At 73.8% G+C, this 15,028-nt stretch carries 14 protein-coding genes; 5 read left to right on the forward strand and 9 right to left on the reverse strand.

The genetic code is table 11. The annotated features are described in order from the left end of the window. Nucleotides 1–77 precede the first annotated feature (77 nt). The 7 genes from ACWD1U_RS30895 to ACWD1U_RS30925 all read right to left on the reverse strand — a co-directional run bounded on the left by ACWD1U_RS30895 (nucleotide 78) and on the right by ACWD1U_RS30925 (nucleotide 5,851). Nucleotides 78–641, reverse strand: a complete 564-nt coding sequence (locus ACWD1U_RS30895; protein ID WP_451112489.1) for a hemerythrin domain-containing protein — start codon at nucleotides 639–641, stop codon at nucleotides 78–80. A 67-nt stretch (nucleotides 642–708) separates the two neighbouring features. After that, nucleotides 709–1,242, reverse strand: a complete 534-nt coding sequence (locus ACWD1U_RS30900; protein WP_451112491.1) for a DoxX family protein — start codon at nucleotides 1,240–1,242, stop codon at nucleotides 709–711. A 564-nt stretch (nucleotides 1,243–1,806) separates the two neighbouring features. Continuing rightward, nucleotides 1,807–3,174: an alpha-lytic protease prodomain-containing protein gene (locus ACWD1U_RS30905; RefSeq protein WP_451112493.1), complete on the reverse strand. Its 1,368-nt coding sequence runs from the start codon at nucleotides 3,172–3,174 to the stop codon at nucleotides 1,807–1,809. 43 nt (nucleotides 3,175–3,217) lie between these two features. After that, nucleotides 3,218–3,892 carry a PhoD-like phosphatase N-terminal domain-containing protein gene (locus ACWD1U_RS30910; protein WP_451112495.1) on the reverse strand — a complete coding sequence of 225 codons (675 nt, stop codon included), beginning with the start codon at nucleotides 3,890–3,892 and terminating at the stop codon, nucleotides 3,218–3,220. 222 nt (nucleotides 3,893–4,114) lie between these two features. Then, complete coding sequence (locus ACWD1U_RS30915; protein WP_451112497.1) at nucleotides 4,115–4,879, reverse strand: metallophosphoesterase family protein; 765 nt, start codon at nucleotides 4,877–4,879, stop codon at nucleotides 4,115–4,117. Beyond that, entirely contained in the window at nucleotides 4,876–5,163 is a 288-nt protein-coding gene (locus ACWD1U_RS30920; RefSeq protein ID WP_451112499.1) for a BON domain-containing protein, read from the reverse strand. The genes ACWD1U_RS30915 and ACWD1U_RS30920 overlap by 4 nt, the downstream gene beginning before the upstream one ends. Nucleotides 5,164–5,173: 10 nt before the next feature. Beyond that, nucleotides 5,174–5,851 (reverse strand): nucleotidyltransferase family protein, encoded by a 678-nt coding sequence (locus tag ACWD1U_RS30925; RefSeq protein WP_451112501.1) that lies wholly within the window; start codon nucleotides 5,849–5,851, stop codon nucleotides 5,174–5,176. A gap of 294 nt (nucleotides 5,852–6,145) precedes the next feature. On the opposite strand from ACWD1U_RS30925, the gene ACWD1U_RS30930 reads away from it, so the two are divergent. Together ACWD1U_RS30930 and ACWD1U_RS30935 are read left to right on the forward strand one after the other, a co-directional pair. Then, on the forward strand, nucleotides 6,146–6,688 hold the full coding sequence (locus ACWD1U_RS30930; RefSeq protein WP_451112502.1) for a hypothetical protein: 543 nt from the start codon (nucleotides 6,146–6,148) through the stop codon (nucleotides 6,686–6,688). Nucleotides 6,689–6,706: 18 nt separating this feature from the next. Then, entirely contained in the window at nucleotides 6,707–11,041 is a 4,335-nt protein-coding gene (locus ACWD1U_RS30935) for an HAD-IC family P-type ATPase (protein ID WP_451112504.1), read from the forward strand. A 66-nt stretch (nucleotides 11,042–11,107) separates the two neighbouring features. Here ACWD1U_RS30935 and ACWD1U_RS30940 read toward each other — a convergent pair whose 3' ends face one another. Further along, nucleotides 11,108–11,557 carry an SRPBCC family protein gene (locus ACWD1U_RS30940; protein ID WP_451112506.1) on the reverse strand — a complete coding sequence of 150 codons (450 nt, stop codon included), beginning with the start codon at nucleotides 11,555–11,557 and terminating at the stop codon, nucleotides 11,108–11,110. Between the two features lie 149 nt (nucleotides 11,558–11,706). On the opposite strand from ACWD1U_RS30940, the gene ACWD1U_RS30945 reads away from it, so the two are divergent. The 3 genes from ACWD1U_RS30945 to ACWD1U_RS30955 all read left to right on the forward strand — a co-directional run bounded on the left by ACWD1U_RS30945 (nucleotide 11,707) and on the right by ACWD1U_RS30955 (nucleotide 13,115). Further along, nucleotides 11,707–12,150 carry a phage holin family protein gene (locus ACWD1U_RS30945; RefSeq protein WP_451112507.1) on the forward strand — a complete coding sequence of 148 codons (444 nt, stop codon included), beginning with the start codon at nucleotides 11,707–11,709 and terminating at the stop codon, nucleotides 12,148–12,150. Then, on the forward strand, nucleotides 12,147–12,578 hold the full coding sequence (locus tag ACWD1U_RS30950) for a DUF3618 domain-containing protein (RefSeq protein ID WP_451112509.1): 432 nt from the start codon (nucleotides 12,147–12,149) through the stop codon (nucleotides 12,576–12,578). The genes ACWD1U_RS30945 and ACWD1U_RS30950 overlap by 4 nt, the downstream gene beginning before the upstream one ends. A gap of 84 nt (nucleotides 12,579–12,662) precedes the next feature. Then, a complete protein-coding gene (locus ACWD1U_RS30955) occupies nucleotides 12,663–13,115 on the forward strand; it encodes a flavodoxin family protein (protein ID WP_451112511.1) in 453 nt (150 codons plus the stop codon). A gap of 26 nt (nucleotides 13,116–13,141) precedes the next feature. Here the strand turns inward: ACWD1U_RS30955 and ACWD1U_RS30960 are convergent, their stop codons facing one another. Beyond that, nucleotides 13,142–14,359 carry a YihY/virulence factor BrkB family protein gene (locus ACWD1U_RS30960; protein ID WP_451112513.1) on the reverse strand — a complete coding sequence of 406 codons (1,218 nt, stop codon included), beginning with the start codon at nucleotides 14,357–14,359 and terminating at the stop codon, nucleotides 13,142–13,144. Nucleotides 14,360–15,028 lie beyond the last annotated feature (669 nt).

A 15,028-nucleotide genomic window follows, 5' to 3' on the forward strand; every position in this document is an offset into this window, starting at 1 on the left:
ACGTGACGACGACCACAGGAACGGAGAAGGGCCCGTCGCCGGGGCGACGGGCCCTTCTCCGGTGCGCGGCGGTCGCGCTACTCGGACTTCCCCCGACCGGACAGCGCGTCACGCAGCCGGTCGATCATCCCGGTACCAGGAGCCAGCAGCTTGTTCGCCGGAGGTTTGTCAGGGGCGGCCGGATGGGGCCGGGTCGGGGCGGTCTTCTTCGCCTTCCGCACCTTCTCGCCCAGCTCGTTCAGCGCGTCCGCCGGGCAGGCCTGCCGCAGCGCCGGGAAAAGGTTCCCCTCTTCGTCGGCGATGTGGGAGCGGATCTCGCTCATCAGCATGCCCATCAGCCGGTCGAAGTCGGCGTCGCCCGCGTCGCAGCCCTCCAGGTCCTTCATGATCTGCTCGGCCGCGGCGTGGTCCTGCAGTTCCTGGTCGGCGAGGGCGTCCCCGTTGGCGACGTACTCACGTACGGCCGGGTAGAGGTAGGCCTCCTCGGCCACCGAGTGCCGGACGAGTTCGATCGTGGCCTGGTCCGCGTACATCTTTCGGTCCTGGTGGCCGGACGGCAGTGCCTCGATCCTGCCGAACATCTCCTCGACCTCGCGGTGATCGGTCACCAACTCGTCGATGATGTTTCCTCCGTGTCCCATGTCCTTCACCTCCAGCCCCCGGGTCCCCCCCGGCCCTCAGGGGCTAACGCACGGCCCCCCGAGCGGCTCAGGCGGAGAGCTTGGCGCGCACCCGGCCGGCCGTGACGGCCGGGCGGGCGGTGGCGCGGACGGAGCGCCGCACCAGGTTCGCGTCGCGTCGCGCCCCGCGGGCGGCGTGGGTGCCGCGCCACAGCACCGAGGGGCGGGCGCCGGTGTCGTCGGCGGCGATCAGCAGCCCGCCGAGCATGGACATGTTCTTGAAGAAGTGGATGCGCTGCTGGGCCCGCTCAGAGGGGTCCTCCGCCTCCCAGAAGCGGTGCTCGGCCAGCGTGGTGGGGATGAGCGTGGCCGCGATGGCCAGGGCGGCCGGACGCGGCATGCGTCCCGTGGCCAGCATCAGCCCGGCCACGACCTGCACGGCCCCGTTCAGCCGTACGACCTGCTCGGCGCGGTCCGGCAGCGCCGAGACACGTTCGGTGACGGGTTGGACGACAGGCTCGGCGGCATCGGCGACCTGCTTCGGGTCGCGGACGGAGTTCACACCGCCCGCCAGGAACATCGAGGCCAGCATGGGGCGGCCGAGCACGCGCAACAGACTCATGGCCCTCTCCAGGGTGTCGGTGGGTCCAGCGCTCGCCGGGTTCCCCGGCCGGGGCCGAACCACTCACCCCACCCGGTGCCGCGCCCACTCCTCGCGCGGCTTCCCGGACAGCAGCACGTCGGCGGCGGTGCAGGCGTGAGGGCCTGCGTCAAGGCGAGCAGCACCTCGCGGGCCCGGGGAGAGGCGCCCGCCCCGGCGAACTCCGGAGTGTGGCCGGAGCCGTCCCAGCCCATGAGCGCTGACGAGCGGGTGGACGGCGGGCACCCGTGTGCCGGCGTTCGGGCCGATGTTCTTCCACAGCGGCGCGCGACCTTCGGCCGGCAGGCGTTCCTGGGCTTCCGCCCCCGACACCGGCCGCCCCCGACACCGGCCGCCCCCGACACCGGCCGGCCCCGACACCGGTCGGCCCGACACCGGCACGGCCCGGCCCCGGTCCGGACCCTGCGTTTCCGCGCCCACGACCCGTTCGTCGGCCACCCCGTACGCGCTGCTCGCGGACGCGAGCCGGGCCCGCCCGGCGCCGGTGGCACGTGCCGCACCGGCGCCGGACAGCCCTGACCTTCGTCACACCCGCTGCCACAGGGCCGGGGTGTGCTCGGGTGCCCAGGGCCCCTGCGCCTGATGGGTCTGCAGGCACTGGTAGCGCACCCCCGCGTGGGTCACCGTCGTGCCGGCCTCGTAGACCCGCCCCGCGGTCCACGTCTGCGCGACGTTGCCCTGCGGCGCCGGGGGTTCGGCCTGGGCCGTCTTGAGGGTGAGGCCGAAGTCGCCGAGCAGCGGGTTGATGGGCTGGTAGAAGGTGGTGCCGCCGGTCTTGCAGTCGCCCGAGCCGCCGGACGTCACCCCCTGCGCCTGGACGCCCGAGACGTACGGACCGCCGGAGTCGCCCGGCTCGGCGCACACCGTCGTCTGGGTCAGCCCGTCGACCCTGCCCTCGGCGTAGCTGACACTCGTGTCGTGCTGCTCGACCCTGCCGCAGTGCCAGCCGGTGGTGGAGCCCGAGCGGCAGACCGCCGCCCCGACCAGCGCCTGGACCGAGCCGGTGACCTGAACCTTCTGTCCGCCCTTGCCCTTGACGTCGGGCGTGGCCGTCCACTGGTCGTTGACGGCCACCCACGACATGTCCTTGCCGGGGAACGTGGAGGCCTGGAACGTGCCCTGCTCCGCCATGTTGTGCCCGGTCGTCCCGCCACCCGGCTTGCCGCAGTGGCCCGCCGAGGCGAAGCCCTCCTGCTCGCCCTTGGTGACCGAGAAACCGACGGAGCAGCGGGCCAGGCCGTTGCTGTAGTAGGCGTCGCCGCCGGTGACGTCCTCCATGAGCCGCGGACGGTTCGCCGTCACCTTCACGCCCACGCTCTCGGCGTCGAGACCCGCGGCCTTGACGAACGCCGCAGCCGCGGTCTTGTCCCCGGCCTGCACCACGACCCGGTTGGCCGGGACGTCGACGTACCACAGGGGCGTGTCCCGGGTGCTGACCCGGGCCGCCGCCGCGTCCAGCTTCTCCTTCACGGCCCGCAGGTCGCGCAGGGTCTTCCTCACGACGGCCGCCTTGGCGCCCTGCGCCTTGATGGCGGGCACGTCCGCGGCGTCCGTGGTGGCCACCACGAGTTCCTGCGACGTGGTGCCCCGCAGCCAGGCCCCGGCGAAACGGTCGCCCAGGGCGTTGCGCAGCAGCCCCGCCCGGGTGCCCGCCTCCGCCTCGTTGACCAGCCGCCGCGAGGCCTGGGCCGGGGTCAGCCTCAGATCGCGCTCCAGGGCACGCAGCAGCCCGGCCGACGCGCGGTCGGCGCCGAGGGTCTGGGCCGCCGAGGGCGGGGGGCCCGCCACCGGCGTCGGCTCGGCCGCCGCGGCGGAGGGGATCCCGGTGGCGACGAGCGCCCCGAGCGCGGCCAGGGCCGCCCGGCGACCGGTCACGGCATGTCTGTGGACCATTGGGTGTGTCTCCTTCGGTCAGGGTGTTCGCTGCGGATGTCGATCACGGCGAAGCCCCGCAGAGGCCTTGCCGGAACGGCCCGGCCCGGTGTCCCGGGCCGTCCCCTTTCGCGCTTCGGCGCTGGGAAGGGCGCCATGTGCGATACGGGCGGGCGCCTCGGGCGGGCGTCGGACCGGGCGAGCCCACCTCCGTGACGAAGGGCGCGGTCGTCGCGAGGGAGCCCTCGGGTGTCGTGATGGCCGAGACGGTCCGGAAGCCGACCTGCGCGTTCTCGTGGCCGAGGTCCATCCGGCCCCAGCCGCGCCGGCCGTCGAACGTGGGCGTACTGGGGCGGGCCGTGGCGGCGCCCTGCTGCTCGACGACGGCGAACCACTCGCCCAGCGCCACTTCCCGGTGGGCGACGACCCGCTGCCGGCCGAGGCCCCCGTCGTCAGCGAACGGCTCGGGGGCGAGCCGGGTCCAGATCAGCACCGAGCCGGGCAACGGGTCCCCGGAGGCCCCGCCGAACGGGTCGTCGGTGATGCGGGCCGCTTCGAGTTCCGCAGCGGTGGTGCCGCCGCAGGAGGGCCGGTGGGTGGAGAAGGCGAGCATCGGGGCCGCCGCGGTGACGGTCAGCGGGCGGCGGCGGGCGACGTGCGGCGCCGCCGTGCGCGGTACGGCGTCGTGCGGGGAGAAGACATGCTCGCACGGTGGTTCATGACGGCCCGCCAGCGCCATCCTGGTGTCCTCTCGTACGGGGCAGGGCGCCCCGGGCGGACGCGTGGGGACATCGCCGACGTGCGGAGCGCGGAGCCTGCATGCTAAGCAGACAAAATGCCTGAAACAGGGACGACGTGCGGGGCGTTCACACCAGCGGGGGTACGCGAGCGGCGCCAGGTGGCAGCGCACGACAGAAACCGCCGCCGGCGAGCGCCGGCGGCGGAACGGGAAGGGGTTTGCTCAGTGGGCCTGTCGGGCGGCGGCGCCGCTCGCGGCGGGCTCCCGCACCGGCAGGTGGTAGACGTGGAAGGCCCGTCCGATGACCGGCTGGGCGACGTTGCGCACCCGGACGCCGCCGCTCGTCATGCCGTGCTCGGTGCCGGCGTGCGCGTGCCCGTGCACGGCGAGGTCGGCACCGGCCGTGTCGATCGCCTCGGCCAGCAGGTAGCTGCCCAGGAACGGGTAGATCTCCAGCGGCTCGCCCGCCAGCGTGTCCGCGACGGGGGAGTAGTGGGTCAGGGCGATCCGCGCGTCGCAGCCCTCCTCGCCCAGTCGCTCCAGCGCGGTCCGCAGGCCGTCGGCGCTCCGGCGTGAGTACCGCACGAACTCCTTCATCACCGGCTCGCCGAACTCCCCGGCGCAGCGGCCGACGAAGCCGCCGCCGAACCCCTTGGTGCCGGCGACACCGATCCGCGCACCGCCGCTCTCGACGACCGTCCCCTGCCCTTCCAGGACATGTGCGCCGGCGTCACGGAGGATGGCCGTGACCGCGTCCGGCCGGTCGTCGTGATGGTCGTGGTTGCCCAGGACGGCGACCACCGGAACGCCGAGATCCCGGACTTCCCCGGCCACCACCCGCATCTCCTCGGGGGTGCCGTGCCGCGTGAGGTCCCCGGCCAGCAGCAGGAGGTCGGCGCACTCGGGCAGGGTCTCGAAGGCGGGGCGCAGCACACCCCGGCTGTCGGGGCCCAGGTGGATGTCCCCGACGGCAGCGATACGGATCATGAGAGCTCCTCCGCGTGGTCGGGGGAGGACGCCTCGGTGACCACGAGGTCGCTGTGCACCGGGAACCCGGCGAGCTCCTCGTGGACGGTGCGCAGGATCTCGTCGCGGCAGGGCGCCGAGGGCACGGTGCCGGTGAGCAGCACCGTATGGCCGCGGGCCTCGACCCGCACGCCCAGTTCACCGAGCTCGCCCGAGGCGAGGTGGTCCTGGAGGTGGGCGATGCGGTAGTCCAGGTTCTCGGGTGGCTGCCCGCCGCCCGTGTCCTGGGAACCGTGGGTGCTCATGGATGCTCCTTCAGATGACGTTCAGCCGCTCCAGGAGGAAGAAGAAGGCCGCGGGCATGGGTTCGTCGCCGCACTCGCGCCGCACCAGTTCCCAGTCGACCTTCTCCCGAAGGGCCCGCGCGATGGGCAGGGCCGCGCCGAAGTCGCAGTGGTGCTCGGAGAACGCGGCGATCAGGCTCCACAGCAGGTCGGTCGGGGCCAGCACGGGCATGCGCACGGAGTCGACCGAGAGCTCCTCGGCCCGCTCCAGCATGTCCCCGCCGACCGGCCGGTGCGCCAGCTCGAAGATGATGTCGACCGGCTGGCCGAAGCACGTGGCCTTGATCAGCCAGTCCTCCGGCGGGGTGTAGACCGTCAGCCCCGCTTCGCGGAGGGTGGCCGCCACCGCCTCCGCGTCATCGGGGCGGATCGCGAAGTCGACGTCGTGCTGCATGTTCTTCTCGCCCCCGTGGGCGTACGCGGCCACGCTGCCGGCCAGGGCGAACAGGTGCCCCTTCCGCTTCAGCAGGGCACCGACCTGCTTGGCCGCCTCCAGGATCGCCTGGTTGCGGTCCAAGGGCAGCTCCTGCGGCGGTTCGTCCGCCTGTGGGTCCTGTGGTGGCGCGGGCTCCGGCCCTTCCGGTGTCATCCGGAGGTCGGGGCTCCCCGGTCGCCGGACGAGCGTCGCGTCATCACCGTTCTGCGTCATGACCACTCCTTCGCGCCGGACCGGACACTCCGCTCCCGTGCGGTGTCCGGACCCGAGACGGCCTGCGTGCCAGCACTGAGTACCCGGCGCACCCACGCCGACACGGAAGGCTTCCGAAGAGCATCTGCCGCCCCTCGCACGGGCGGACTCCAAGACGGAGAGACCATCCTCTGACACCCGGCCGGGCCGCCTCGGCCGAACAAGACAAGCGCGCGCCCTCCTCAGGACGGAATATGAGTCAAAGAGGTGGGAAACCGGACATTGTCGCCAGGTGACGCGCTTGTGGAGGTCGACATGAACCAGGAAGCACCACGTTCGTCTGATCTTCCGCAGCCGTTGCGGGCCGTCGCCTCGGGCCTCAGGCACATGCCGGGCGCGGGGCAGGTCGGCAAGGTGGCCACGGGCGCCCTGGACAGGATCGGCGCGGTGTCGCCCCGTGGCCGCCGGATGGCCGTATACGCCGGGGCCGGTGTGCTCGGCGTGGCCGGAGTGGTCGAGTGGCCGGTGGCGCTGACCGGCGCGGCCGTCGCCTGGCTGACCCAGCCGCGGCCCGGACAACGGCCCGACGGCGTGTCACCCGAGGGCGGAACCCCGACCGGCACGACCGGCGAACGCCGTTCCGCCCAGGACGAGTCCGACATCGCCTCGTACGGCCCGGGCGACAGGCTCGCCGCCTCCCACTACCGGCAGGACCGGCCGGAACAGCAGATCCACGAACAGCCCGCCAAGGTCGGCGACACCGCCACCGCCTCCGCCCTGAAGCAGGTGCACGAAGCCGCCGCACTCCACGGCGAGGAGCAGGCCCAGAAGCACGGACACGACAGCCCCGCCGGCTGATTCGAGGGACACCAGCAGATGCTCACACGCTTCGACGTCGCCCCGCTCGTCGGGGCCGTGGCCGGCGCAGCCGCAGGCGCCGCCCGCAGCACCGCCCAGGGAATGACGTCCGCCTACGACACCACGCGCCGCGTCCGCAACGTCGCGCGCAACGCCCTGGCCGGGGGACAGCACTGGAAGGCCGGGCAGTACGTCCACCTCGCCCTGCGGCACTCCGGCGGCGATGCCGCCCTCCTCGCCCGCAAGGTGGCCCGGGAACTGCTCGACCACCCGGACGTGCTCACGGCCTACTGGGACGAGGGCCTGGCCCGTCTGGTGATCACCGTGGCCGAGGACGCCGCCACCGACCGCGTCACCGAGCGGGCCACCGAGCTCGCCGCCCGCCTCGGCCTCACCGAGGGCGCCGACCCGGTCGCGCAGGAGGACACCCACCCCGGCGACCCCGGCGAGGTGCGCGTCACCGCGGCCGCGATCCTGATGGACGCCGCCGGAGCCGCCGGAGCCCTGGCCGGCCGCTCCCTGCGGCTGCCCCCCACCTCCCGCATCGTCACCGCCACCGTCACGCTGCTGCGCGAGAACCCCCGCTTCCGGGCCCTGCTCCGGCAGCGGTTCGGCCCGTCCGGCATGGAACTCGTCCTCGCCGCCGCCAACGCCGCCGCGCACGGCGTCGGCCAGACCCCGCTCGCGCTCGTGCTCGACGGCATCCTGCGCGGCAACCAGCTGACCGAAGCGGTGGCCCGGGCCGCCGCCTTCGAGGCGCTGCACGACGACATCTGCCACGACCGGCGCATCAGCCTGCCCTGCCCACCGGACACCCGGCCTCCGCTCAAGGTCACACCGGCCCAGGAGTACGCCTCGCACGCCAGCACCGGCAGTCTCGCCGGCGCCGCGGCCACCCTCCTCGTCACACACGACGCGCGGGACGCCGCCGAGGCGGTCCTCGCCGGATCCCCCAAGGCGGCCCGCTACGGACCGGCCGCCTTCAGCGCCACCCTCGGCACCTTCCTCGCCCGGGCCGGCATCCTTGTCCGCAGCGGGGAGCGGCTGCGGCAACTGGAGATCGCCGACGCCCTCGTCCTGCACGCCGACGCCCTTCGCAGCCGGTGGCAGGACACCGGCGACGACGCCGACGGCCTGCCCGACGACCCGGTGCACCCCTTCGCCGAGGCCGTCCTCGACGCCGCCCGCCGCGCGGGACTGCACGTCGTCATCGCGGGCGGCTCCGACCTGAAGGACGTCACCCGGCTCGCCGACGAGGTCGCTCCGAGTGCCAAGCCGTTCGGAGACGTCGTGCGGGCCCTGCAGGACGACGGGCATGTGGTCGTCGCCGTCGCTCGTCTCGGCGGGGCCGGCGACGGGGACGTCGCGGCCGGGCTGCCCGCCGGTGATGTGGCCGTCGCCCTCACCGACGGCCGGGCCGCCGTCCCCTGGGGGGCCGACGCGCTCGCCCCTGGCGGCCTCGCCGACGTCTGGCGGCTGCTGACCGCCATCCCGGCGGCCCGGCGCGTCGGACGCCGGTCGCAGACAATGGCCCGCGCGGGCGCGGCCCTCTCGGGGCTGCTGGTCGCCCGCGGCGGGCAGCCCCCGGGCCGCCGCCTGCTGTGGCCGCTCACCCGGCACGCGCCCGTGAACATCGCCGCCGCCAACGCCCTGCTCACCGGCTGGCTCGAAGCCACCCGGGTCGCCCGGGCCACCCCGCCCCCGCCCCGGCTGCACATCCCCTGGCACGCCCTGGAACCCCACGAGGCGCGCGATCGGCTGAGCCGCACCCACCGGGACGACGAACCGCGCGGACTCGCCCTGCTCGCCGACCGCTCGCGGCAGCGGGCAGCTCGCGTGGGCCGCCACCCCGCCATGACCCCCGCCCGCTGGACATGGCAGGCCGCCGGCGCCGTCCGCCGCGAGCTCGACGACCCGCTCACCCCCGTTCTCGCGACCGGCGCCGTCGCCTCGGCGCTGCTCGGCTCCGTCGTGGACGCGCTGCTCGTCGTCGGCGCCATGGATCTCAACGCGGTGACCGGCGGGCTCCAGCGGCTGCGCGCCGAACAGGCACTGGCCCGGCTCGCCGCCCGGCAGCAGCCGAAGGCCCGCAGGCAGGCGGGCCGCACACGCACGATCACCGTCGACGCCGCACGGCTGCGGCCCGGGGACGAGATCAGTCTCGGCGCCGGCGATGTCGTCCCGGCCGACGCGCGGCTGCTGGACGTCGACGGTCTCGAGGTCGACGAATCCGCGCTCACCGGCGAGTCCCTGCCGGTGACCAAGGCCGTCGAGGCCACCCCCGGCCTGCCGGTGGCCCAGCGCACCTGCATGGTCTTCGAAGGCACCACCGTCGTGGCCGGAAGCGCCACCGCTCTCGTCGTCGACACCGGTGACCGGACCGAGGCCGGCCGGGCCGTCACGCTCGCCGCCCGCACGCCGCCGCCCGCCGGCGTCCAGGCCCGGCTGCAGGAACTGACCCGCAAGGCCCTGCCGGTGACCTTCACCGGTGGCGCGGCCGTGACGGGGCTGTCCCTGCTGCGAGGCAGCCCCGTACGGCGCGCCGTCAGCGGCGGTGTCGCCGTGGCCGTCGCCGCCGTACCGGAAGGGCTCCCGCTGGTCGCGACGGTCGCGCAGATGGCCGCCGCCCGCCGGCTGTCCCGGCGCGGCGTCCTGGTCCGCACCCCACGCACCCTTGAGGCCCTCGGGCGCGTCGACACCGTCTGCTTCGACAAGACCGGCACCCTCACCGAGAACACACTGCGCCTGGTCCGCGTCGCCACCGCCGACGGCACCGTCCTCGCCACGGACACCGAACAGGCCGCACCGGTCGTGCGCCTGGCCGCCCGCGCTTGCCCCCAGGAGGAGACCGGCCAGGGCCGCCGCGTCGCGCACGCCACCGACGAGGCCGTCCTCGACGTCGCCCCGCCCGATCAGGGATGGACCCCGACCGGCGAGCTGCCCTTCGAGACCCGGCGGGGCTACGCGGCGGCGGTCGGCCGCGACGGCGACCCCGACTTCGGTGAGCTCCTCGTCGTCAAGGGCGCCCCCGAGACGATCCTGCCCGCCTGCAGGGACCTGCCCGCCCACGCCACCGACACCGCACACGAACTGGCGGGAAAGGGCCTGCGCGTGCTCGCCGTGGCCTGCCGCCCCTGCAGGGCCGACGACGCCGACGCCGAACTCGACGCCGCGCTCGCCGACCTGGAGTTCAGCGGTTTCGTCGCCCTCGCCGACGTCCCCCGCGACACCTCGCACGCCCTGCTCGCTGAGCTGCGCCGCTCCGGCATCCTGCCCGTCATGCTCACCGGCGACCACCCGGAGACCGCCCGGGCCATCGCGCTGCAACTGGGCTGGCCGGAGGAGACCGAGGCCGTCACGGGCGACGAACTGGTCGCCATGGAACGCCGCGAACGCGTCCGGGTCCTGCGCGGCGCGGGCGTCATCGCCCGGGTCGCACCCGAGCAGAAGCTGCACGTCGTCGAGGCCCTGCAACAGGCCGGCCGGGTCGTGGCGATGGCCGGCGACGGTGCCAACGACGCCGCCGCCATCCGCGCCGCCGACGTCGGGGTCGGCGTCGAGGCCCGCGGCTCCGCGGCCGCCCGCAACGCCGCCGACCTCGTGCTCACCACCGGTGACCTGTCCGTCCTGGTCGACGCTGTCGTCGAGGGCCGGGCGCTGTGGCGCAGCGTCGCCGACGCGGTGAGCATCCTGATCGGCGGCAACGCCGGCGAGGTCGGCTTCAGCGTCCTCGGCACCCTGCTGGCCGGCGCCTCACCCCTGTCGACCCGTCAACTGCTGCTGGTCAACCTGCTCACCGACATGTTCCCGGCGATGGCGGTCGCGGTCACACCGAGCGACGATCCCTCGACCGCGGAGCACGCGGCGACCGGGCCCATGGGTCTCGACGTCCTCGGCGCGCCCCTGCTGCGCTCCATCCGCCGCCGCGGCATCACCACCTGCCTCGGCGCGGTCACGGCCTACCTCATCGGCCGCCTCACCCCGGGCACGGAACGCCGATCCACCACCATGGCCCTGTGCGGCGTGGTCGGCGCCCAGTTGGTGCAGACCCTCTCCGGCCGGCGTCACAGCACTCTGGTGTGGGTCACGGCCCTCGGCTCGGCCGCGGTACTCGCCGCGCTCGTCCAGACCCCCGGCGTCAGCCACTTCTTCGGCTGCACTCCGCTCGGCCCCGTCGCCTGGGCCGGCGTCGCCCTGGCCATCGCCCTGTCGGCCCTGGCCCCGCGCCTGGAACGCCTCCAGGCCGTCCACAGCCTCTACGACGGTGCGGCGCAGTTCGCCCTGCGCCTCAACGACCTCGCCCGGCAGGCCCGGCACCTGCTGCAGAGCGGGATCGCCAGTCCGGTGGCATGACGGCCCGGCACACACAGGGGCGGCCGCCACCACGTGCAGTGGTGGCGGCCGCCCTCTGCCGCCGGCTCAGACCTGGCCGCGCCAGGCGCCCGTCTCCGCCCCGCGGGCCTCCATGAACTCCTTGAACCGGTGCAGATCACCGGAGACCTGCCGCTTCACGAACCCGAGCTTGTCGCCCACGGTCTCGGCCACGCCACTGGGGTCGAAGTCCATCTGCAGCATGACCTTGGTGGTGTCGTCCTGGATCCGGTGGAAGGTGACCACACCGGCCTGCTTGGCCTCGCCGTTCACGGTGGTCCAGGCGACCCGCTCGTCGGGGATCTGCTCCGTGATCTCCGCGTCGAACTCCCGCTTCCGGCCGCCGACCTTCGTCACCCAGTGGGTCAGCGTCTCGGTGCGCTGCTCGATGCGCTCGACACCGTCCATGAACTCGGGGAACGACTCGAACTGAGTCCACTGGTTGTACGCGGTGTGCACCGGCACGCGGACCTCGATGGATTCCTCTACCTGCGACAAGGCGATTACCTCCCTTTCTCGTTCGGAGCAACCGCCGAGTACCGGATTCCGCGCCGGCCACTCATGGTCGACAGGACTTGTCCGACCAGGTGTCCTTCCCGCCCCGGTTGGGGTACCCGGCGGGAACCACAGACCGGGAGGTGATCGCCATGACGGACACGGACCGCGCGGCCGGTGCCACCCCTCACGCGGGGAGCGCGCCGGAGGCCGGGAACGAGCCCGTGAGCGAGCTGGTGCAGCGCGCCACGGAACAGCTGTCGGACCTGGTGCGCGGCGAGATGCGCCTCGCCCAGGCGGAGATGACCGAGAAGGGCAAGCGCTTCGGCAAGGGCGGAGGCCTGTTCGGCGGGGCCGGCGTGCTGGGTTTCGTCACCCTGCAGGCCCTGGTCGTCACGGTGATCGCCGCCCTGGCGGTACCGCTGCCGGTGTGGGCGGCGGCGCTCATCGTCACGGCCGTCCTCGCCGTCGCCACGGGCCTGACGGCACTGGCCGGCCGCAAGCAGGTGCGTCAGGCCACCCCGCCCGCCCCGCAGCAGACCATCGACAGCGTCAAGGCCGACGTGGCCGAGATCAAGGAGAGTGCTCAGCGATGACCCAGCCCCCGCACGACGAGCCCACCGCCACCAGCCAGGAAGAACTGCGCGAGCAGGTCGCGCGCACCCGCCACGAACTCGGCGACACCGTCCAGGCGCTGGCGGAGCGGACCGATGTGAAGACCCGCGCCCGCGAGAAGGCCGTGGCGGTCAGGGAGCAGGCCGAGACCAAGGCCCAGGAATGGCGCGGGCAGGCCAGGGCCAAGGCCGCGCACGTCGCCCACACCGTGGAGGAGAAGCTCCCGGAGCCGGTGAAGCAGAAGGGTGCCGCCGCCGCTCAGGGCGCGAAGGAGAAGGCCGCACAGGCCGAGCAGGTCTGGCAGGACAAGGCCCCGCGACGGGTGCGTGACCACCGGGCCGCCCTGCTGGCGGGCGCCGGTGCCGTGCTCGTCGCCTGCCTGCTGATCCGCCGCCGCAGCCACGGCTGAACGACCCGCGGCCGCCCGGCTGAACGACGCCGGCCCCCGTCACCGCTTGCGGTGACGGGGGCCGGGACGGCAAGGTCGGGTGCCGTGGCCACCTTGCTGATCGTCCATCACACGCCTTCCCCCAACTGCCAGGCGATGTTCGAAGCCGTCGTCTCCGGGGCGACGGACCCCGAGATCGAGAACGTCCGGGTCGTCCGCGTGCCCGCGCTGTCCGCCACCGCCTCCGACGTCCTCGCCGCCGACGGCTACCTCCTGGGCACCCCCGCGAACCTCGGCTACATGTCCGGCGCCCTCAAGCACTTCTTCGACCAGGTCTACTACCCGTGCCTCGACGCGACCCGTGGCCGCCCCTTCGGCTACTGGGTGCACGGCGGCAACGACGTCACCGGAGCGGTCCGCGGAATCGAGTCGATCACGACCGGCCTCGGCTGGCGCCGCGCCGCCGAGGCCGTGACCGTGACCGGCGAGCCGGACAAGGCCGGCATCGAGAGGTGCTGGGAACTGGGCGCCACCGTCGCCTCGGGGCTCATGGACTGACCGGGGCCGCTACGGAACGGGCCCGGTCAGGTCTCTTCCAGCCGTCGCCGGTCCTGCTCGTCCCACGTCCGGGTGTCACGCGGCTGCGTGTACGGCTCGGCCTCCGGCGGATGCCCACCGGCGATGGCCCGCTGCCGCACCGTCTCCGCGTCGAACTCCAGCCCGAGAAGGATCGCCAGGTTGGTGATCCACAGCCACACCAGGAAGACGATGACACCGGCCATCGTGCCGTAGGTTTTGTTGTACGAGGCGAAGTTGGCCACGTAGATCGCGAAACCGGCGGAAGCGACCATCCAGATCAGCAGGGCGATCACACTGCCCGGAGTGATCCAGCGGAACCCCTTCACCTTGGCGTTCGGGGTCGCCCAGTACAGGATCGCGATCATGGTCGTCACCAGCAGCACCAGAACGGGCCACTTCGCGATCGACCACACCGTCAGCGCGGTGTCACCGATCCCCAGCGCCGTCCCGGCCTGCCGGGCCAGCCCACCCGTGAAGACCACGATCAGCGCACTGAAGACGGCCATCACCATCAGCACGACCGTCACAGCCACCCGCACCGGCAGCAGCTTCCACACCGGCCGGCCCTCGGGCATGTCGTATACGGCGTTGGCCGAGCGGATGAACGCGGCCACGTAGCCGGACGCCGACCACACGGCCAGCACGAGACCGACGATTGCCATCAGCGAGCCGATGCCGGCGTTGCCCTGCAGCTGCTCGACGGCCCGGGTGATGATGTCGCGGGCCGCGCCGGGGGCCAGCTGCTGGACGTTCTCGAGCACCTTGTCCGTGGTCGACCTGCCGGTGAGTGCCAGCAGCGACACCAGCACGAGCAACGCGGGGAACAGCGCCAGTACGCCGTAGTACGTCAGCGCCGCCGCGCGGTCGGTCAGCTCGTCGTCCTTGAACTCCCTCAGGCTTCCCTTCAGCACCGCGCCCCACGACTTGCGGGGCAGGTCGGTCGGCGTGTCCGGAGCCGCGCGCTCCACCTCGGGACTGGGCCCGGGCTCCGCCGAAGCGGCGGCAGGAGCCTCCCGGCGTTCCGCCTCGGGCCCCGGACGCGGGTCCTCCCGAGTGGGAGCACTGGGTTCCCGGTGTACCGCTTCGGGCCCTGGCCGCGGGTCCTCCCGAGCGGGCGCAGTGGTCTCGCGGCGTGCCGCCTCCGACCCCGGGCGTGAGCCCTCCGGAGGCGGAGCCTCGCTCGCCTTGTGTTCTTTTCGTCCCGGTATATGCAGCTTCACCATGCGATCCGGGTAACCCCTGGTCGTGCCCTTAAGCCGTGCTCGACCGTGCGAGTCCCGGGAACGGTCACTCCCGCAGGTGCAGGCCCCCGCTGCTCCGCGCCTCCGGCAGGACCCGCACGGCCTTCGGCCCCACGCCGTGCGGCGCCGGCAGCTCCGCCCGCGAGTGCCCGGCCACCTGTTCCGGCATCGTCAGGCCGGGGCCGACGAGGGCCCGGGTGGCGGGCCTGTCTAACCCGGCGGGAAGGTCGTCGCCGCCGGGGACGCCGGCCACCGCCCCGGCCGGCCGCGGCGAGCGAGGCGGTGAGCCGCTTCGGGGCGCGGCTGAACCAGGACGCCCGTACACGGCACGGAGGTCCTTGCCGCCGACGTCCGTGAGCGGCACCCGGAGACCCGATCGGTGTCCCCCTGCGCACCAGGCGCTCACCGGCCGGATGCGCGGCCGGAGCCGCCTCGGCCCCCTTGCGACAGGTGGAGCTGCACGAACCCGTCTCGGCCACCGAGGCGAAGCCTTTGCCGCGCGTGGAGAAGGACGATCGTCCCCGAACTGCGTCCCCTCCTCGGTCTCCGGCAGGGCGAGCGCCGCCCTGGCGCGGGTGGTTCCCGGTGGTCATGACCGGAGTCCGGCACGACCGCCGCACCCCCGCCATGGGTTGAGGGAGCGCTCCCACA

Source organism: Streptomyces sp. NPDC002788 (genome assembly GCF_053592115.1).

Bases quoted from the DNA above. Each gene is read 5' to 3' on its own strand.
- ACWD1U_RS30920 (WP_451112499.1), bottom strand. From the start codon at position 5,163: ATGAGCACCCACGGTTCCCAGGACACGGGCGGCGGGCAGCCACCCGAG.
- ACWD1U_RS30900 (WP_451112491.1), bottom strand. From the start codon at position 1,242: ATGAGTCTGTTGCGCGTGCTCGGCCGCCCCATGCTGGCCTCGATGTTC.
- ACWD1U_RS30935 (WP_451112504.1), top strand. From the start codon at position 6,707: ATGCTCACACGCTTCGACGTCGCCCCGCTCGTCGGGGCCGTGGCCGGC.
- ACWD1U_RS30945 (WP_451112507.1), top strand. From the start codon at position 11,707: ATGACGGACACGGACCGCGCGGCCGGTGCCACCCCTCACGCGGGGAGC.
- ACWD1U_RS30910 (WP_451112495.1), bottom strand. From the start codon at position 3,892: ATGGCGCTGGCGGGCCGTCATGAACCACCGTGCGAGCATGTCTTCTCC.
- ACWD1U_RS30915 (WP_451112497.1), bottom strand. From the start codon at position 4,879: ATGATCCGTATCGCTGCCGTCGGGGACATCCACCTGGGCCCCGACAGC.
- ACWD1U_RS30960 (WP_451112513.1), bottom strand. From the start codon at position 14,359: ATGGTGAAGCTGCATATACCGGGACGAAAAGAACACAAGGCGAGCGAG.
- ACWD1U_RS30930 (WP_451112502.1), top strand. From the start codon at position 6,146: ATGAACCAGGAAGCACCACGTTCGTCTGATCTTCCGCAGCCGTTGCGG.
- ACWD1U_RS30905 (WP_451112493.1), bottom strand. From the start codon at position 3,174: ATGGTCCACAGACATGCCGTGACCGGTCGCCGGGCGGCCCTGGCCGCG.
- ACWD1U_RS30895 (WP_451112489.1), bottom strand. From the start codon at position 641: ATGGGACACGGAGGAAACATCATCGACGAGTTGGTGACCGATCACCGC.
- ACWD1U_RS30950 (WP_451112509.1), top strand. From the start codon at position 12,147: ATGACCCAGCCCCCGCACGACGAGCCCACCGCCACCAGCCAGGAAGAA.
- ACWD1U_RS30925 (WP_451112501.1), bottom strand. From the start codon at position 5,851: ATGACGCAGAACGGTGATGACGCGACGCTCGTCCGGCGACCGGGGAGC.